This window comes from Streptomyces sp. NPDC056361, from assembly GCF_042262805.1.
GTDB lineage: Bacteria > Actinomycetota > Actinomycetes > Streptomycetales > Streptomycetaceae > Streptomyces.
Map to the genome: position 1 here is coordinate 37,001 of NZ_JBHJQI010000038.1, position 14,922 is coordinate 51,922.

General features: G+C 73.9%; 10 protein-coding genes. 4 read left to right on the forward strand and 6 right to left on the reverse strand.

Translation table 11 applies throughout. The features are described 5' to 3' along the window. Positions 1–12: 12 nt before the first annotated feature. The 5 genes from ACFCY7_RS15205 to ACFCY7_RS15225 all read right to left on the reverse strand — a co-directional run bounded on the left by ACFCY7_RS15205 (position 13) and on the right by ACFCY7_RS15225 (position 7,616). Complete coding sequence (locus tag ACFCY7_RS15205) at positions 13–3,570, reverse strand: hypothetical protein (RefSeq protein WP_376484915.1); 3,558 nt, start codon at positions 3,568–3,570, stop codon at positions 13–15. Then, complete coding sequence (locus ACFCY7_RS15210; protein ID WP_376484917.1) at positions 3,567–6,248, reverse strand: DUF6603 domain-containing protein; 2,682 nt, start codon at positions 6,246–6,248, stop codon at positions 3,567–3,569. Before ACFCY7_RS15210 ends, ACFCY7_RS15205 begins: the two co-directional genes overlap by 4 nt. 224 nt (positions 6,249–6,472) lie before the next feature. Then, entirely contained in the window at positions 6,473–6,724 is a 252-nt protein-coding gene (locus ACFCY7_RS15215; protein WP_376484920.1) for a hypothetical protein, read from the reverse strand. A gap of 121 nt (positions 6,725–6,845) precedes the next feature. Next, complete coding sequence (locus ACFCY7_RS15220) at positions 6,846–7,316, reverse strand: hypothetical protein (protein ID WP_376484923.1); 471 nt, start codon at positions 7,314–7,316, stop codon at positions 6,846–6,848. A gap of 150 nt (positions 7,317–7,466) precedes the next feature. Further along, complete coding sequence (locus ACFCY7_RS15225) at positions 7,467–7,616, reverse strand: hypothetical protein (protein WP_376484925.1); 150 nt, start codon at positions 7,614–7,616, stop codon at positions 7,467–7,469. 148 nt (positions 7,617–7,764) lie between these two features. On the opposite strand from ACFCY7_RS15225, the gene ACFCY7_RS15230 reads away from it, so the two are divergent. The 4 genes from ACFCY7_RS15230 (at position 7,765) to ACFCY7_RS15245 (ending at position 13,643) form a co-directional block, all read left to right on the forward strand. Further along, entirely contained in the window at positions 7,765–8,844 is a 1,080-nt protein-coding gene (locus tag ACFCY7_RS15230; protein ID WP_376484927.1) for a ferritin-like protein, read from the forward strand. 287 nt (positions 8,845–9,131) lie between these two features. Next, entirely contained in the window at positions 9,132–12,077 is a 2,946-nt protein-coding gene (locus tag ACFCY7_RS15235) for an AAA family ATPase (RefSeq protein WP_376484929.1), read from the forward strand. Between the two features lie 260 nt (positions 12,078–12,337). Further along, on the forward strand, positions 12,338–12,823 hold the full coding sequence (locus ACFCY7_RS15240) for an ATP-binding protein (protein ID WP_376484931.1): 486 nt from the start codon (positions 12,338–12,340) through the stop codon (positions 12,821–12,823). Positions 12,824–12,965: 142 nt separating this feature from the next. After that, positions 12,966–13,643 carry a class I SAM-dependent methyltransferase gene (locus ACFCY7_RS15245; protein ID WP_376484934.1) on the forward strand — a complete coding sequence of 226 codons (678 nt, stop codon included), beginning with the start codon at positions 12,966–12,968 and terminating at the stop codon, positions 13,641–13,643. Between the two features lie 17 nt (positions 13,644–13,660). On the opposite strand, the gene ACFCY7_RS15250 is transcribed toward ACFCY7_RS15245, so the two are convergent. Further along, entirely contained in the window at positions 13,661–14,917 is a 1,257-nt protein-coding gene (locus ACFCY7_RS15250) for a TIR domain-containing protein (protein WP_376484937.1), read from the reverse strand. Between the last annotated feature and the right edge of the window lie 5 nt (positions 14,918–14,922).

Below are 14,922 nucleotides of genomic sequence, written 5' to 3' on the forward strand. Positions count from 1 at the left end.
GGTGCTTTCTCCTCAGGGGGCCAGAAGCCGATCGGCGGGCAGGACGACCCTGACGGGCTGCTGGAAGCACTGGCGCGCGGTTCCGGCCGCGCTCCTGCCCCAGACCAGGCCGCCGTAGGAGACGTTGGGCCGTACGGTTCCCGGGGCGTGCGTCGCGCCCAGATACGCTTCCTTGGAGTCGAACAGGTGACTCCATCTCAGGTCGTTCCAGTCGTCCGCGGTGCTGGGGGTGTTCGGCGGGTTGTAGGGGCCGCCCCAGGCGCCGACGGGCGGCGAGCCGCCGAGTGCCGCGTCGTCGGGGTCGTCGAGCCCGAACCGGGGCTCGGTCGGCTGCTCCGCGATCACGAAGCACCAGGACCCCGCGTGGAGTTCCGTCTCCGTGAGGGCGAAGCCCACCATCGCCGTGTCCGGATCCAGACCGCCGCGGAAGATGGGGAACCGGGCCTCGGCTTCCTTGGGCTCCGTACCGTTGAGCGGAGCGGCGTAGATGATCGCTCCGGGGTAGCGGCGCAGCAGCGCGCTGCGGATCAGCAGGACGACCCGGTCGGGCGGAGCGGTCAGGTGCGCGCCCAGCGGGAGGTCCGGCTTCCACGTGTGCAGCGGGGGCAGGTCCGTCCCGTACCCCCAGAACGTGTCGAAGTACGTGCCGCGTTGGTCGGTGGGGTACTCGCGCCAGCGCAGTTCGCGGGCGAACTCGTGGTTGAGGCCGGTCATGTAGGCGGCCACGAAGGGGGCGTTGGTGAGCGCCAGGACCGCCGAGTCGGCGGGGATGTGCTCGAGACCGCCGAAGAGCCACTCGTTGGACTGCCGGGACAGCGGTGGCCACATGGCGTCGTGGAAGACGGGCGCCCACTGCACGGGCGCCTCGGGGTCGGTGCCCGCGGGCCGATCGACCCGGGACGCCACGACCGCCGGCACCGTGACCGACGGATCGGTCAGGGCCACGATGGTGTGCTGCGAGGCCCCGGCGGGGAAGGTGTCGCGGTGCGGGACCGGTGGGGCGTCCGACGGCCCCAGGACCCGGTCGTGTGCCGAGACGACCATGTCCTTCAGGTCGGCGGATCCGGCGCCGAGGACGGCGGGGGCGGGCAGCCTGTCCTGCTGCCGGTCGAGCAGCCCGCCGCCGGTGAAGACGTCGAGCGGCAGGGTGCCGGTGTCGTGCCAGCGGTCGACGAGCCCCTTGAGGGCGTCGGGCTCCCAGGGGTCCTCCGGGGCGCCGGGGCCGTCGCCCGTGATCCTGAGCTCGCCGTAGAAGTCCGACCACCAGTCGCCGCGGCTCTCGCCCGGCGTGGTGTTCCAGTCCCAGCTGCCCGGGCAGACGCCCCGGAACGTGCCGTGGCGCGCCTCGGATCGCCACGTGCCGGTGAACACGCCGTCCGAGGAGTTGTTCAGGTCGCTCCAGGTGCCGGTGCACACGCCGCGCCACACGCCGTGCTCCTCGCCGTCCACCCAGGTGCCGGTGAAGAGGGCGAGCCACGTGGGATCCTTGCCGTCCGTTCCGGGACTGTTGCTCCAGGTCCCTTCGAAGACTCCCTGCCACGTGCCCGTACGGTCGGGGCCGACCCGCCACGTGCCCGAGCAGGTGCCCCGCCAGATGCCGGCGGGTTCGCCCGATCCGTTGCCGACGGCACTCCACGGCCCGGTGCAGGATCCGGTGAAGCGTCCCGGTGGTGTTCCGGTCGCCGCCGCGTCGGTGAACAGGTCGAGTCCGGCCGGGGCGGTCCTGAGGGTCGGGAAGACCAGATCGCCGTGCCGGTCGAGCCGCGTCTTCGCCAGGAAGTCCTCGGGCGCCTCCGCCTCGGGCAGCGAGACCAGCCGGAAGGCGCGGTTGAGGGTCGAGGCGGGCAGCGCCTCCGTGGCGGCGAGCTGCTCGGTGGTGACCGCGCGCCGCAGCGAACGCGCGGTCGCGTCGGCCGCCACGCGCCGCCAGGCGTCCGCGTCCCCGTCGTCGGGCGCGAGCACCTGCCGTACGGCGGCGAGGCGTTCCCCGCTGACGACCCGCTCGGGAGCGACGGAGAAGGCCACCGTGCCGTCCGGGTCGCGCCGGGGCACGGCGAGCCCGGTGGCGGAGGCCGCGACGGAGGTGAGCACCGTCGAGAACGGCGGCGGTTCCGGAGCGTCCGCCGCCCGTCCCGCGACCAGCCCGACCCGCCGGCTCAGGACCCCCATGGGGCGCACCGTGCGGTGGAACGCCGCGGTCGCCATGGCGTTCGGCAGCAGGCTGGCCCGGATCGACGACCACAGGGTGGAGTCCGCGGCCAGGGCGATGCGGCTCTGCAAGGGCGTGGCCAGCCGCAGCACCTCGTCCGTGGAGAGCGGTTTCACGTGCCGCAGGTGGAGGCGGCCGGAGATCAGCCGGGCGAACCGGGCCAGGTCGAGGAACCGGTTCGCCGCCCGGACGTCCACGAGCTGACGCCACGCGGACGCCATGAGGGCCTCCTGGTCGGCTTGCACGGCGCGGGCGCCCAGGCCCGCGGCGACCCGCCAGCGAGGGTCCAGATTGAGGGTGTCGAGCCAGCCCGCCGAGGACGGGTCGGCGCCCTCCCGCAGGGCGTGGAAGCCGCCGTACAGCGGGGGCAGCACATCGGGGTCCTCGTCGCCGTCCGGGTCGGCGACCTGGACCAGCGCCTTCGCGAGTCGCTGTTGCCACTGGGCGCTCTGCGGGCCGGCGGGCCACGGTTCGCGGGGCAGGTTGCCGGGGGCGCGCAGGGCGCTCTCGACCTCCTGCACGACGGGCCCGGGGCCGTTGGCGAAGAGTCCGGGGCGGCGGACGTCGAGCGGCCTTCGGCCGGCGTGCGGAGGGAGCGGGCGGGCCCGGAGTCGCGCCGCCAGCGTCTCGAAGTCGCCGGCCTCGCCGGTCGAGAAGGACCAGGAGAAGTAGACGGGGAGTTCGGACCGTGAGGTGTCGCTCTGCTTCCATGCGGGAGCCAGACTGCCGGGGGTGGGGCTGGCGGTGTCCTTGCCGAGGCCGGCGAGGCGGCCGACTTCGAACGACGGTACGAGACAGGCGGTGTACGAGGTCTGCGGCTCCAGCCGGCGGGGCGCCAGGAGCCGTGAGACCGACCGGCGCGGATCGCTCTCGTGACCCGGGAGCGTCTGGGCGTGCGCCCACAGGTGCAGGGTGGTCGGGTCGGGCAGCTGGCTGCCCCTGACCCGGAGGACCGGCAGCGGGACGCCCGGTTCGCGTTGCGGACGGCCCTCCGAGACGGGGACGCAGACGAGGGCGAGCCAAGGACGGAGTTCGCCCGTCCCGGCGGCGCGCAGCGGGGTGAACAGCCAGGGCAGCTCGACGCGTTCGAGTTCGAGCAGCGGGAACCGGGTCGGCTCCGCGTCCGGCGTGCCGGGCAGCGGGAAGACCCGCACGATCTCCTTGGGGTCGATCGCTCGGACGTCCCCGGGGCCGTACAGCCGGAGCGCGGGCACCGGTACGGGCCGGCCGGGGCGGCCGTTCACCGCGGCGGTGGCCTTGAGCTCTCCCCGGGCGGGTTCGGTCCGGGACAGGTTGTCCTCGTCCGTGAGACAGGCGGCGGCGCCGGCCCGCTCCCAGGACGCGAAGGTGTACACGGTCATGGCCTCACCTCGTACGCGGGCACGACCTGGAGCAGCCCGGACCGGCCCGTGACGGTCCTGAGCAACGCGGTGGCTTCGGTGAACGTGGCGGGCTTGCCGAACGCGGTGTCGGCCTTGAGCGTCCCCAGGTGGGCGATCGCGAACGCGCGCTCCTTCAGCACCGGCCGGGGCGGCGGGGTGGCGTAGCGGGCGCGCAGTTCGTGGACGAGACTGCGGCCGACGGCGCCGTGCGGCAGCGCGGCCTGCAGGGCGGCGTCGCTGATCCCCCACGGGGTGATGGGCACCGGATCGGTGTCGCCCAGCCACTTGGTCTCGTACTCGACCGGCACGGTCGTCCGGGTCGCGCTGCCCGCGGTGGGCGGCGGGGTCAGCTCGGCGCCGGAGCGGAACCGTTCGAAGGCGGGCTGGGTGAGTTTCTGGTCGTCCGTGAGGTCGAAGAAGTCCGCCCGTGCGAAGTCCTCCGTGACCGGCTGCACGGTCCCGGTCCCGGAGGGGAACGTGACGGCCACGTCGAACGCGGTCGGCTTCGGCAGCCTGCCGGGCCCGAACCGGACCACCTGGATCCCCAGCGGCACCGTGCGCTGGCTGAACCGCAGCCTGCCCAGCGGATGCAGCAGGCGTCCGGCGGCCACGCCGTCGGCGCGCAGCGACACCATCGTGCGCGCGCCCTCCGGCAGGACCGGCTCCCAGCTGCGGGGGTCGTCCAGGGCCTGCTCCAGTGCCCGGAACACGTCGGGGGGCGCCGGGGCGACCGCCTGGCCGGTGCAGTTCCAGTGTTCGTCGAAGGGGAAACTGACGTCGAAGAAGAGAAAGGACACCGAGGCCCGCCCGGCGACGTGCCAGCACGGAGTCGGCCCGTCCACGTGCACGTTCAGCCCGACGGAGCACAGCGTCGCCCCGGCGACCCGCAGCGCGAACGAGCCGCCGATGTCGAGCATCACCCCGAAGCTGGGTTCCCAGCGCACCAGCGCGTCGAACGAGAGCCGCCCGGACACGCCGGTGCTCCGCGACCCGATGACGGCGGACAGCTCCGCGCCTGCCTGGACGGTGCCGGGGGTGAGAGCGAAGTAGCCGGAGAAGACGACCTTCAGGAACGGACTGTCCGCGATCGGGATGGTCAGGCGCTTCGGCGTGCGGAAGTCCGCCGGAGGCGTGTAGCGGGGGTGGAAACCGCCGGCGCTGAGGATGAACGTCGCGTCCTGGCCCGACTTGGCCCGCAGGGCCAGACCTCCTTCCACGGAGGCGGTCAGCAGCCGGGAACCGGCGAGGTTCGCGTTGATCTCGACCAGGCCGTTCGCGGCGTCGACGATCCCCGCGACCGAGGCGCGGAGGTCGATCACCGGTGCCTGCGGCGCCGGCAGCGCCACCCGGAGCCGGCCGAGGATGCCGACCACCCCGCTGGGCAGCTCCAGCACCACTCCGACGTCGGCCGTGACGAACGAGACCGGACGGCCCCAGCCGACCCGGAACATCGGGCCCACGACGGTGCTCCCCGCCCGTGCGGGGAACACGGTGCCCAGGGTGGTGAGGATGCGGGGCGCCGCCGCTGCCGCGTCCGCGGGGAAGAGCAGGTCGTCGAGATGGCCCTGCTGCACGACCTCCGCCAGGCCCGCCCGGTCGAGGGCGCGCCCGACGCCGAGCAGACCGCCGACGGCGTTGAGCGTGAACGCGAGGCCCAGTTCGATGGCCGGGGTGAACTCGGCACTCAGCGCCACGAGCACCGACGGCGGCCGCGGCCGCAGGATGCCGAAGGCCTTGACCTCCACGACGCCCAGGCTCAGCGAGAGCGCTCCGCGGTACTCCCCGTCGTGCTCGCCGAGGAAGCCGCCGCCCTTCGCGGGCCCGAGGGCGAGGGTGAGCCCGAGGCCCTTCGGTGGCACGGGGACCGCCGTGTACCCGCCGCCGGACGGACGGACCTCCAGGCCCACGCCGTCGATCGCGGCGTCCGCGACGCCGAGCAGCGAGGCGCGGAAGGAGACCGCGAGGCGGATCCCGCCGTCGCCCGAGGACAGGTAGAGCGAGGGCGCGCGCAGTCCGGAGGGGGCCTTGGCGAGGGGCAGGGCGACGCCCTTGCCGGTGCCGCCGCCCTCCAACCGCAGCCCCTTCGCGTCGATGCGTGCGCCCAGGCCGCCCTTGAGGACGAGACCGTCGGGGGCGAGGAGCCTGAGCAGCTGATCGTCGGCGAGACCGAGCTCCACCCCGTCCGCCCGGAAGGAGAGCGTGCAGGTGTCGGGCGCGGCGCCGCCCGGCGCCGGGGTGGGCAGGGAGAGCGTGAGGCCGAGCCCGTCCCGGACGGCCAGTCCGGGCACGAGCGGGAGCGCGCCGCTCAGCGATACGCCGAGGTCGATCGTGGCGGGCACGGCGGTGCCGAGCGGCTTCACCTCGGCACCGTTCGCGACGAGCACGTTCTTGATCGTCAGCGTCCAGTCCGGCGGGGTCAGCCGGGCCGCGGTCCGCAGCAGGTCGACGAGGACCGGCCACAGTTCCCCCTGCGGCGCCACGGAGGGCACGGCGAAGCGCAACAGCAGCGCTTCCGGCGTGAGGGTGGTGGCGGAGAGGCCGAGCGCCTGTGCCAGGCGCTCCCTGCGGGCCGTGTCGGACAGGCCCGGCAGGAGCGGGAGCAGGGGCGTGAGCCCCGCGCGGAGGTCGGTGGCCAGCTGTGCCAGTGGGCTCGTCATCGGCGGGCCGTGAAGGAGCGGGAGACGTTCATCTGATCGTCGCCGTTCTCCGTCCGGAGGCCGCGAAAAGGCGCGGCCCGGCGGGGCGGATGGGGGATCGGAACACGTCAGACGCTAACTCCGGGCACGGTGCGACGCGCGGCTCACAAGCCGCCCTGGAGCCGAACCGGTGCCCATTTCACCCGCGCGGCAGGGGCGCGCGGGGGCTCGCGGAGGGGGAGCCCTCAGGGGCGCCCCATACGGATGTCGTCCTGCACGTACCGGTCGAGGCTCGCGAGGTAGCCGGCCCGCGTCGGCCCGCGCGCGTCGGACCGCTCCGACACCCGCACCCGCTGGAGCGTGCTCGCCCCGTCCCCGCCGTCGACGTGCGCGGTGACGTCGACGGCGGGCAGCTCGGACGGCGAGGCGAGTACGGTGCCGACCCCGCGGGGCGTCAACTCGGCTGACAAGAGGCTGGGGTTGATGTTCGGCTCCATCGCCCTGATCCGTCCAGGAGAGCTGAAGCGGGCCCGGCGGAGCGGAAGCGCACCGCCTTCTCATTCTGGTTCCGTACGCGTCACCCCGCAGCCGGAGCGGCGGCCCGACGGCCGCCGCGCCTCACGCCCCCTTGCCGAAGTGGACGACGAACATGCCGTTCTCGAGGTAGGGCTTGGTCACGTACAGCTCGTGCTCCCCGGTGGCGTCGTTGCGGGCGACACCCGCGTGCACCGGCTCGCCGAGGAGGGCGGCGTTCGTCATGATGCTCTTGGCGATGACGCCGAGGCATCCCTCCACGCCCATGTCGCCCGAGAGCTCCGCGGAGAAGTCGACCGCGAGGGTGGGCTCCTTGAGTACGAGGCAGATGTCGACGGTCGTACGGGACGGCAGGGAGAGGTCCGACGGGAAGCGGACCCGCAGCACCGCGCCGCCCTCGAAGCCACCGAGTTCGACCCGGGAGGCGGGGGACTGCTCCAGATCGCCGCAGTAGGTCCGTGGGTGCGGTGCGGTTCCGCCGCGCCGTGTCCTCGCGATCTCCTGCGGGGAACGGGCCGTGACCTTCGAGGCCCTTCCCCTGCCCCTTTCCATCATCCGAGCCCGCACCGCCGCCCGCACATCGGCCGTTCCGCGACGACGGGCCCCCGACAGTCCGGCGACCTATGATGGGTTCGGTGGCGCAAGCAGGGACCGCGTGTCCCGAAGAGCCCCCAGGGACGGCAGATGACTCCCTCCCCTTCTCCTTCAAGGCAGTTCGGCGTGCGGTTGCCCGGCCGGTTCCGGCTGGAACGCCACGACGACCCCGTGCCGCCGTGCGGCGACGCGCAGCGTCTTCCCCGCGTCGGTCACGAACTCCTGCGCTGCCCGCAGGAATCGCCCGTCCTCCTCCGCCACCTCCCGGCACCTGTGGCGAGCGGAGCTCGGGGCCGAACCTTCCCTCCGGTTCGCGCCGGATGATCCCGATCGGACGGCGCTGACGCCGGGGTGACGGCACGGACCGACCATCGAGCGCGGAGAGATCCGCAAGACAAGGAGGCCGGCGATGAACGCCGTTCGGTTCGCCCAGAACACCCGCATCGTCGAGTTGATGCGGCGGCCCGCGGAACAGCGGGACCTCGGCTGGCTCCAGGAAGCGGTCCAGCAGGCGATCCAGCTGGAGCTCGCCACCCTCCCCCCGTACCTGTGCGGCATGTGGTCCATCGACACCACGACCGCGGGGAACACCCAGGTGTCCCGCACCCTGCGCGCGATCGTCTTCGACGAGATGTCCCATCTCGGGATCGCGTGCAACCTGCTCACCACGATCGGCGGCAGCCCCCGCCTCGCCGACGAGGCGCTGGTGCCGACGTACCCAGGCCCGCTGCCCGGCGGAGTCCGGCCCGACCTGAAGGTCTACCTGAGCGGGCTGACGCCGGAATCGGTGAAGATGTACGCGAGCATCGAGGAACCCGACGACCCGATCGTACGGTCGCTCCCCGCGGCGTACACCTCGATCGGTGCCTTCTACACCGCGATCCGGGACACCTTCCGGGCGAACCCGCAGTTCATCACCGGGGCTCGACAGGTGATCAAGGACATGGAGTTCCACGGTGCGGGGAACAGCCTCGACCGCCTCGGCACACCGGCGGACGTCGAAGCGGCCATCGCCGTCATCAAGGAGCAGGGCGAGGGCACGTCCGTGTCGCCCGAGAACCCGCACCCCGGTGCAGCGGGCGAGCTCGCCCACTACTACGCCTTCCTGGAGATCGTCCACGGACGCAAGCTCGTACACCCCGAGGGCCACCCCGACAAGTGGGACTTCCAGGGCCCTGTGGTCCCCATGCCCCCCGTCCTCCCCATGGGCGTCGTGCCCCAGGGAGGCTGGCCGCGGACCGGCCCCGGCGCGCCCGCAGACGACGTGACAACCCTCCTCGACAAGGTCAACGGCATCTACAGCGCCATGCTGAAGGCCCTCGAAGAGACATGGGAGCAGACCGACGAGGGCGAGGCCACGGACCGGCTGGACGAGGCGATCCGTCAGATGCGTCTTCTCCGTTCACCCGCACGGGACCTGATGAAGCGTCCCATCCCCGACGGCGGCGGCAAGAACTACGGCCCGGAGTTCCGCTTCGTGGCACCGTGAATCCGCCCGCCCCGCCTGCGACGGGGAGGCGACCGAGGAGCACCTCCGGGGAAGTCCGCGCAGCGCCCTCCTCATGCCGCCCTCGGCCGTCGGCACCCGCCTCCCCCCGACCCCGCCGGCACCGGCCCGGGCACACAGGCCGTCGTCAGGGCGCCCGAGTCCGGGCCCGGGCCCGCGCCCGGTCGTCCGCCGCGGCGAGCGAGCCTAGGCTGGAAGGGCCGGGGGCTTACGGGGGCGAGGTGGGTGAGCGTGTGGCGGGGTCACTCGGCGAGGGAGCGGCGGCGGTGGTGGGTACGTTCCGTTATGTGGGGCGGCGGCGGGAGCTGGAGCTGCTCATGGAGGCGGTGCGGCATCCGCCCGCGGTGGTGCTGATCGAGGGGGAGGCGGGGATCGGGAAGTCGCGGCTGGTGGGCGAGGCCGCGGCGGCGCTGCGGGCGGAGGGGCGCGGGCCGGTGCTGGTCGGGTTCTGCCAGCCGTTGCGCGAGCCGTTTCCGTACGGACCGGTGTCCGACGCGCTGACGAAGGCGGGGCCGTGGCTGCCGGAAGGCGGGCTGCCCGAGGCCGTCGGGGCCTTGGGGCGGCTGCTGCCCGGTCTCGCGGACCGGCTGCCGGCCGCGCCGCCGGGGGTGGGAGGGGAGCAGGCCGAGCGGCTCCGGCTGGTGCACGGGGTGCGGGCGCTGCTCGCCGCGCTGGGGCCGACCGTGCTGATCATCGAGGACATGCACTGGGTCGACGAGGAGACCAGGGACCTGCTCCTGCTGCTGGCCCGCGACCTGCCGGCCGAGCTCGGCCTGGTCCTCACCTACCGCGCGGAGGACCTGCCACCGGACACGTCGGTGCTCGGCGCCGCGTACCGGCACCCGGCCGGCGCGGGCGGCGCGGTGATCAGGCTCGCGCCGCTCACCGCGGAGGAGATCCGGGAACTGGCGTCCGCCGCGCTGGGACCGGTCGCCACGCCCGCGCTGGCGTCCGCGCTGTACGAGCGGAGCGAGGGTCTGCCGCTGGTCGCCGAGGAGGACCTGCTCACCCTCGCGGAGCAGGGCGGCACGGCGGACCAGCGGGACGCGGTACGGCGCCTCCGGGACACCGACGTGCCGAAGGGACTGCGGGAGGCGGTCACCGAGCGGCTGGCCGGACTGTCACCGGCCGGGGCGGCGATCGTCGACGCCGCGGCCGTGCTCGCCGTCCCCTCCGGCGAGGCACTGCTCGCCGCCGTCGCCGGACTGGACGCCGAGACCGGCACCGACGGGCTGATCGAGGCACTGCGCAGCTCCCTGCTCGTCGAGACGGAGGACCACCGGTACGCGTTCCGGCACGTCCTGGCCCAGCAGGTCGCGTACCGGCACGTCCCGGCACCCCGGCGGAGCCGCCTGCACCGCTCGGCCGTGACGGCGCTCCAGGAGCTGACACCGGCCCCGCTCGTCCAGATCGCCCACCACACCCTGTCGCTCGGCGACCGCACCGCGTGGCTGCGCCGGGCCGAGGAGGCCGCCGAGCAGGCCGCCGCCGTCGGCGACCAGGGCACGGCCGCCGCACTGCTCCACCGGATCCTCGACGAGCCCGGACTCGACACCGAGCGCCGCTCCCGCGCGGCCACCTCGCTCGCCCGGATCGCGTACAACGGCGTCGACTTCACCTCCGCCGCCCGACGGCTGCGCCGCCTCGTGGAGGACCCGCACCTCCCGACGGCGGTCCGCGGGGAGATCCGCCTGGGGCTCGGCCTGCTGTTCCTGAACGAGGCCGCCAACCCGTCGTGGGTACGCGAACTCGAAATCGCGGTCGACGAACTCGCCGAGCGGCCGGTGACGGCGGGCCGGGGCATGCTCGCCCTCGCCCTCGACGAACGCGCCGGGCCCGAATGGTCCGCGCGCTGGATGGAACGGGCCCGGGAGGCCCTCGACGCCACCGGCGGCGAGGCCCTCCAGGCCGCCTTCGAGGCCACCCGGCTGACCCTGCTCAGCTGGCGGGCGGACCACACCCTCTGGGACCTCCTCGACCGGCTGCCCCGGGACACCGACTCCCCGGCCGAGCTCTGGCAGACCGCCCGAGCCCTCCACAACGTCGCCGAGGCGGCCATCGGACTCGGCCACGACACCCGCGCCGCCGCCCTCATCGCCGACAGCCGCCGGCAGGGCCGCCGCGCCGGCGCGGTGATCGTCGAGTGCTACGGACGCGTCCTCGAACTCTCCCTGGACACGCTCGCCGGCCGCTGGGACGGCCTCGAAGACCGCTTCGACGCCCTGATCGCCGCCTACCCGGACATCGGCGTGCCCGACGCGGAGCGCCTGCTCGCCCTGGGCACGACGGCGTTCGCCCGAGGGCAGCGCGACCTCGCACGGGAGTGCTTCGACAGCGCCGCCCAGCACGGGGCCCGGCAGATCGCCGTGAGCACCGAGCTCCGCGCCACCGCCGGCCGCATGTCCGTCCTGCTGGCCCAGGGCGCCGCCCAGGACGCCTGGGCCGCCGCCCAGCCCGCCCTCGCCGTACTCCGCCGCGCCCAGTCCTGGCCCAAGGCGACCGGGCTGCTCCCCCTCGCCGTCGAAGCGGCCCTCGCCTGCCACGACCGCCCCTCGGCCCAGCACCTCGTCGACGAGGCGCACCAAGGGCTCAGGGGCCGGGACGCGCCGGCGGCGGAGGCGGAGATCCACCTGGCCCGCGGACTCCTCGCCCTCGACGACGCCCCCGCCCGCGCCGCCGAGCACTTCGAGGCCGCCCGAGACGGATGGCTGGACATCGGCCGCCCCTACGACGCGGCACACGCCGCCGAACGCCAAGGCCACGCGCTCGCCCTCGCCCACCGGCCCGACGAGGCCACCACCCGCCTGACCTCCGCCGTCGACACCTACACCGCACTCGGCGCCCACGCCGACGTCTCCCGCTGCCGCCACCTCACACAGGACCTCGGCCTCACCCGCCCCGGCACCCCCGGCCGCCGCGGCTACGGCGACCGCCTCTCACCCCGCGAGCGACAGGTCGCGGAACTCCTCGCCGTCGGCGCCACCAACCAATCCATCGCGGACACCCTCTTCCTGTCGCCCCGCACCGTCGAGAACCACGTCGCCAGCGTGCTGCGCAAGCTCCGCACGACCCGCAAGGCCGTGGGCGACGCCCTCGCGACGCCGGACCAGGACCAGGACAGGGATCAGAACCCGGGCCAGGACCGGGACCGGAATCCGGACCAGGGCCAGGGCCGGGACCGGGACCGGAATCCGGACCAGGGCCCGGACGCGTGACATGCTCCGTGGTCCCTGCCCCGCCCGTTCCCGGCTCTGCGAGCCTGCTGCCGCCCCCGGTGGTCCCCGGCCCTGCCGCCGCTCCCGCACGCCTACCCTGTGTACCCCGCCGCCGCCCGCCCCCACCCGCCTGACCTGCGTACTCCCGTTCCCGCCCCCTGGTGTGCGTACCCCTAAAGCCGCCGCCCCGGATTGTTTCCCGGGCGTCCGGCCCCGATTGTGGAGAGCGGGGGAATCCATCCGCAGTCCCGGGAGACCCGATGCCCACCATCCCGCACCTCGGCCAGGCCGTCCTCACCGACGACCGGCCCGCCAACCGCCCGCCGCACCGACCGGACCCGTCGTTCGCCGTGCGGCGGACCGCGGGATGCCTGGCGGTCGCGACCGCCGCCTCGGTGCCCGCGCTGCGGCGGTTCGCGCGGGGGATGGCGGCGCACTGGGGCCTGCCGGCGGGCATCGACGACGCCCTGCGCCTGGTGGTGAGCGAGCTGGTCGGCAACGCGGTGCGGCACAGCGGCGGCCGGGAGGTCGCGCTGTTGCTCTCCGTCGACCTCGGGACGCTCAGCGTCGAGGTCAGGGACAACGGCCGCTGGCTGCTCCGCCCCGGCCGCCCCCGCCACGAGGGCGAGCTCGCCTGCGGCGGGCGGGGCCTGGACATCGTCGGGGCGCACGCGCGGCGCTGCACGGTCGACGTCCGGCCGGGCGGGACGCACGTCATCGTGGAGCTCGCGCTCTCGGACCGCTAGGGCGGACCGCTGGGGCGGACCGCTGAGGCGGCCGGATTTCTCCGATGTCCCCGGGTGGGTAGGCCCGCCCGTGGTACGTACCCCGTGTACGCATCCCGTGTGCGCATCACCCTGCGCGCACCCACGACGGAAGGGACACGGAATGGAAGACGACGGTACGAAGGGGCGACCGGTCACGGCGGCGGAGCTGTTCGACGGCCTGGGGATCGAGTACGAGCGCGCCTTCGTCCGGCTGCCGGCCCAGCTGGCGGCGGTCGAGTGGCTCACCGCACGGCTGGGCGCCGGGGCCAGGGTCCTCGACGTCGGCAGCGGCACCGGACGCCCGGTGGCCGACCTCCTGGCGCGCGCCGGCTGCGAGGTGACCGGCATCGACGTGTCCGGTGCCATGGTCGCCCTCGCGAGCGAGCAGGTGCCCGACGCCCGCTTCGAGCAGTGCGACGTCCGCGCCTTCGACCCGCCGGACGGCAGCTTCGACGCGGTGTGCGCCTTCTTCCCGCTCATGATGATGACCCGCGCCGAGGCCGCCGCCACCCTCCGGCGCATGGCCGGCTGGCTCGCGCCGGGCGGCTTCCTCGTGACGGCGACCGTGCCCGCCGACGTGGAGGACGTCGAGATCGTCTGGATGGACCGCACGGTCAGGGTCTCCAGCTTCTCGGTCGACGAGTACGTGCGCCTCCAACGCGAGGACTGCGGTCTCGACGTCCTCCACCACGCCCTCTCGGTCTTCGCCCCGGACGACGACCGCGCCGCCCCCGAGGACCACCTCTTCACCTACGCCCGCCGCCCCTCGCCCGCGGAGGACGGGGCGCCGGCGGTCTGACCCGCCGCGCCGGTACGTCACCGGCGCGAGCGGAACTCCCGGTGCGTCCGCACCATGTCCTGCTCCTGGCCGAGTGTCATCCCCTCCAGGCGGAGATGTGTTCCGCCACCGGAGTCGGCCCCCGCCTGCTCGTGCGCGAAGAGGAACAGCAGGCGGGGGAACTCGGCCAGCAGCGTCTCCAGCAGCCGGTCGTCCGGAGGGTGGTGGAGGACGATGGTGAAGGGCCCCGACCTCTCCTCGTGACGGGCGAGGTAGCGGTCCAGGGTCGCGTCGTCGCAGGGTATGTCGAAGAGGATCTCGTGGAGGAGCACGTCCCTGATCTCCGCGATCAGCTCCTCGGCGAAGCCCAGGGCGCCCATCCCGGGGACCGGCTTGCGGACCACCCAGGGTTCGGGGCTCTCGCTCGCCCTGCGGACGTACATGTCCGGCGTCTCGCCGAGCGTCGACCGCAGCAGCGCGACCCGGTCCCCGTCCTCCGACGCGACCCGCCGCAGGCCCTCGGCGTCGTCCTTCGGAACGCGCGCGAAGGGGACCACGGTGTCGACGATGTCGGCGCGGCACGCCGGTTCCCTCACCTGGTGCAGGAAGCTCTTGAACGCGTCCTTCAGCGCGCACTTGTCGCCCGGGTGCCGCACCGGCCGCTCGGTGAGGAGCCCCTGGGCCACCAGGTGGCGGGAGTGGTCCGTGGCGTACGCGAGGGTGGCGACGCCGAGGACCGACGCGGTCTTCTCCAGGGCGGCGTCGGAGACGTCGGTGATGAGCCCCGCCACGAAGTCCGTGACCTCGGGATGGGGCACTCCTCCCATACGCTCCACCAGCGGGCGCAGGGCCGAGAGGATCTCGTCGGGCGGAGCCTCCGGGCCGGCCGCGGCGGGCCAGTCCACCATGTCGAAGCGCCCGAGGTCCAGCTTCTCCAGCCCCGTTTCCTTGAGGTCGGCGCGCCGTACCCCGGGCAGCAGCACGGGCATGATCCCGTACCTGTCGTCGCTGGCCACCCGCTCGGCGGTGGCGATGATCACCTCCTCCATCACGTAGAACGAGCTCAGCGCGTGCGGCGAGATGAGGACGATCAGGCCGTGCGCGCTCTTCACCTCCCTGAGGATCCTCTTGTTCCACTCGACACCGCCGATCAGGACGGACCTGTCGACCACGGGATCACAGCCGCCGCTACGGACATGTGCCTCCATCGCATTCAGGTACTCGACGCAGCGACACCCGCTCTCGGAGGTGCACTTCGACGAGCTGTGGCTGAGGAAGATCCGGGGACGTGCCATGGCCG

Coding starts and splice junctions, on each gene's coding strand:
- ACFCY7_RS15205 (WP_376484915.1), bottom strand. CDS start 3,570: ATGACCGTGTACACCTTCGCGTCCTGGGAGCGGGCCGGCGCCGCCGCC.
- ACFCY7_RS15210 (WP_376484917.1), bottom strand. CDS start 6,248: ATGACGAGCCCACTGGCACAGCTGGCCACCGACCTCCGCGCGGGGCTC.
- ACFCY7_RS15215 (WP_376484920.1), bottom strand. CDS start 6,724: ATGGAGCCGAACATCAACCCCAGCCTCTTGTCAGCCGAGTTGACGCCC.
- ACFCY7_RS15220 (WP_376484923.1), bottom strand. CDS start 7,316: ATGATGGAAAGGGGCAGGGGAAGGGCCTCGAAGGTCACGGCCCGTTCC.
- ACFCY7_RS15230 (WP_376484927.1), top strand. CDS start 7,765: ATGAACGCCGTTCGGTTCGCCCAGAACACCCGCATCGTCGAGTTGATG.
- ACFCY7_RS15240 (WP_376484931.1), top strand. CDS start 12,338: ATGCCCACCATCCCGCACCTCGGCCAGGCCGTCCTCACCGACGACCGG.
- ACFCY7_RS15245 (WP_376484934.1), top strand. CDS start 12,966: ATGGAAGACGACGGTACGAAGGGGCGACCGGTCACGGCGGCGGAGCTG.
- ACFCY7_RS15250 (WP_376484937.1), bottom strand. CDS start 14,917: ATGGCACGTCCCCGGATCTTCCTCAGCCACAGCTCGTCGAAGTGCACC.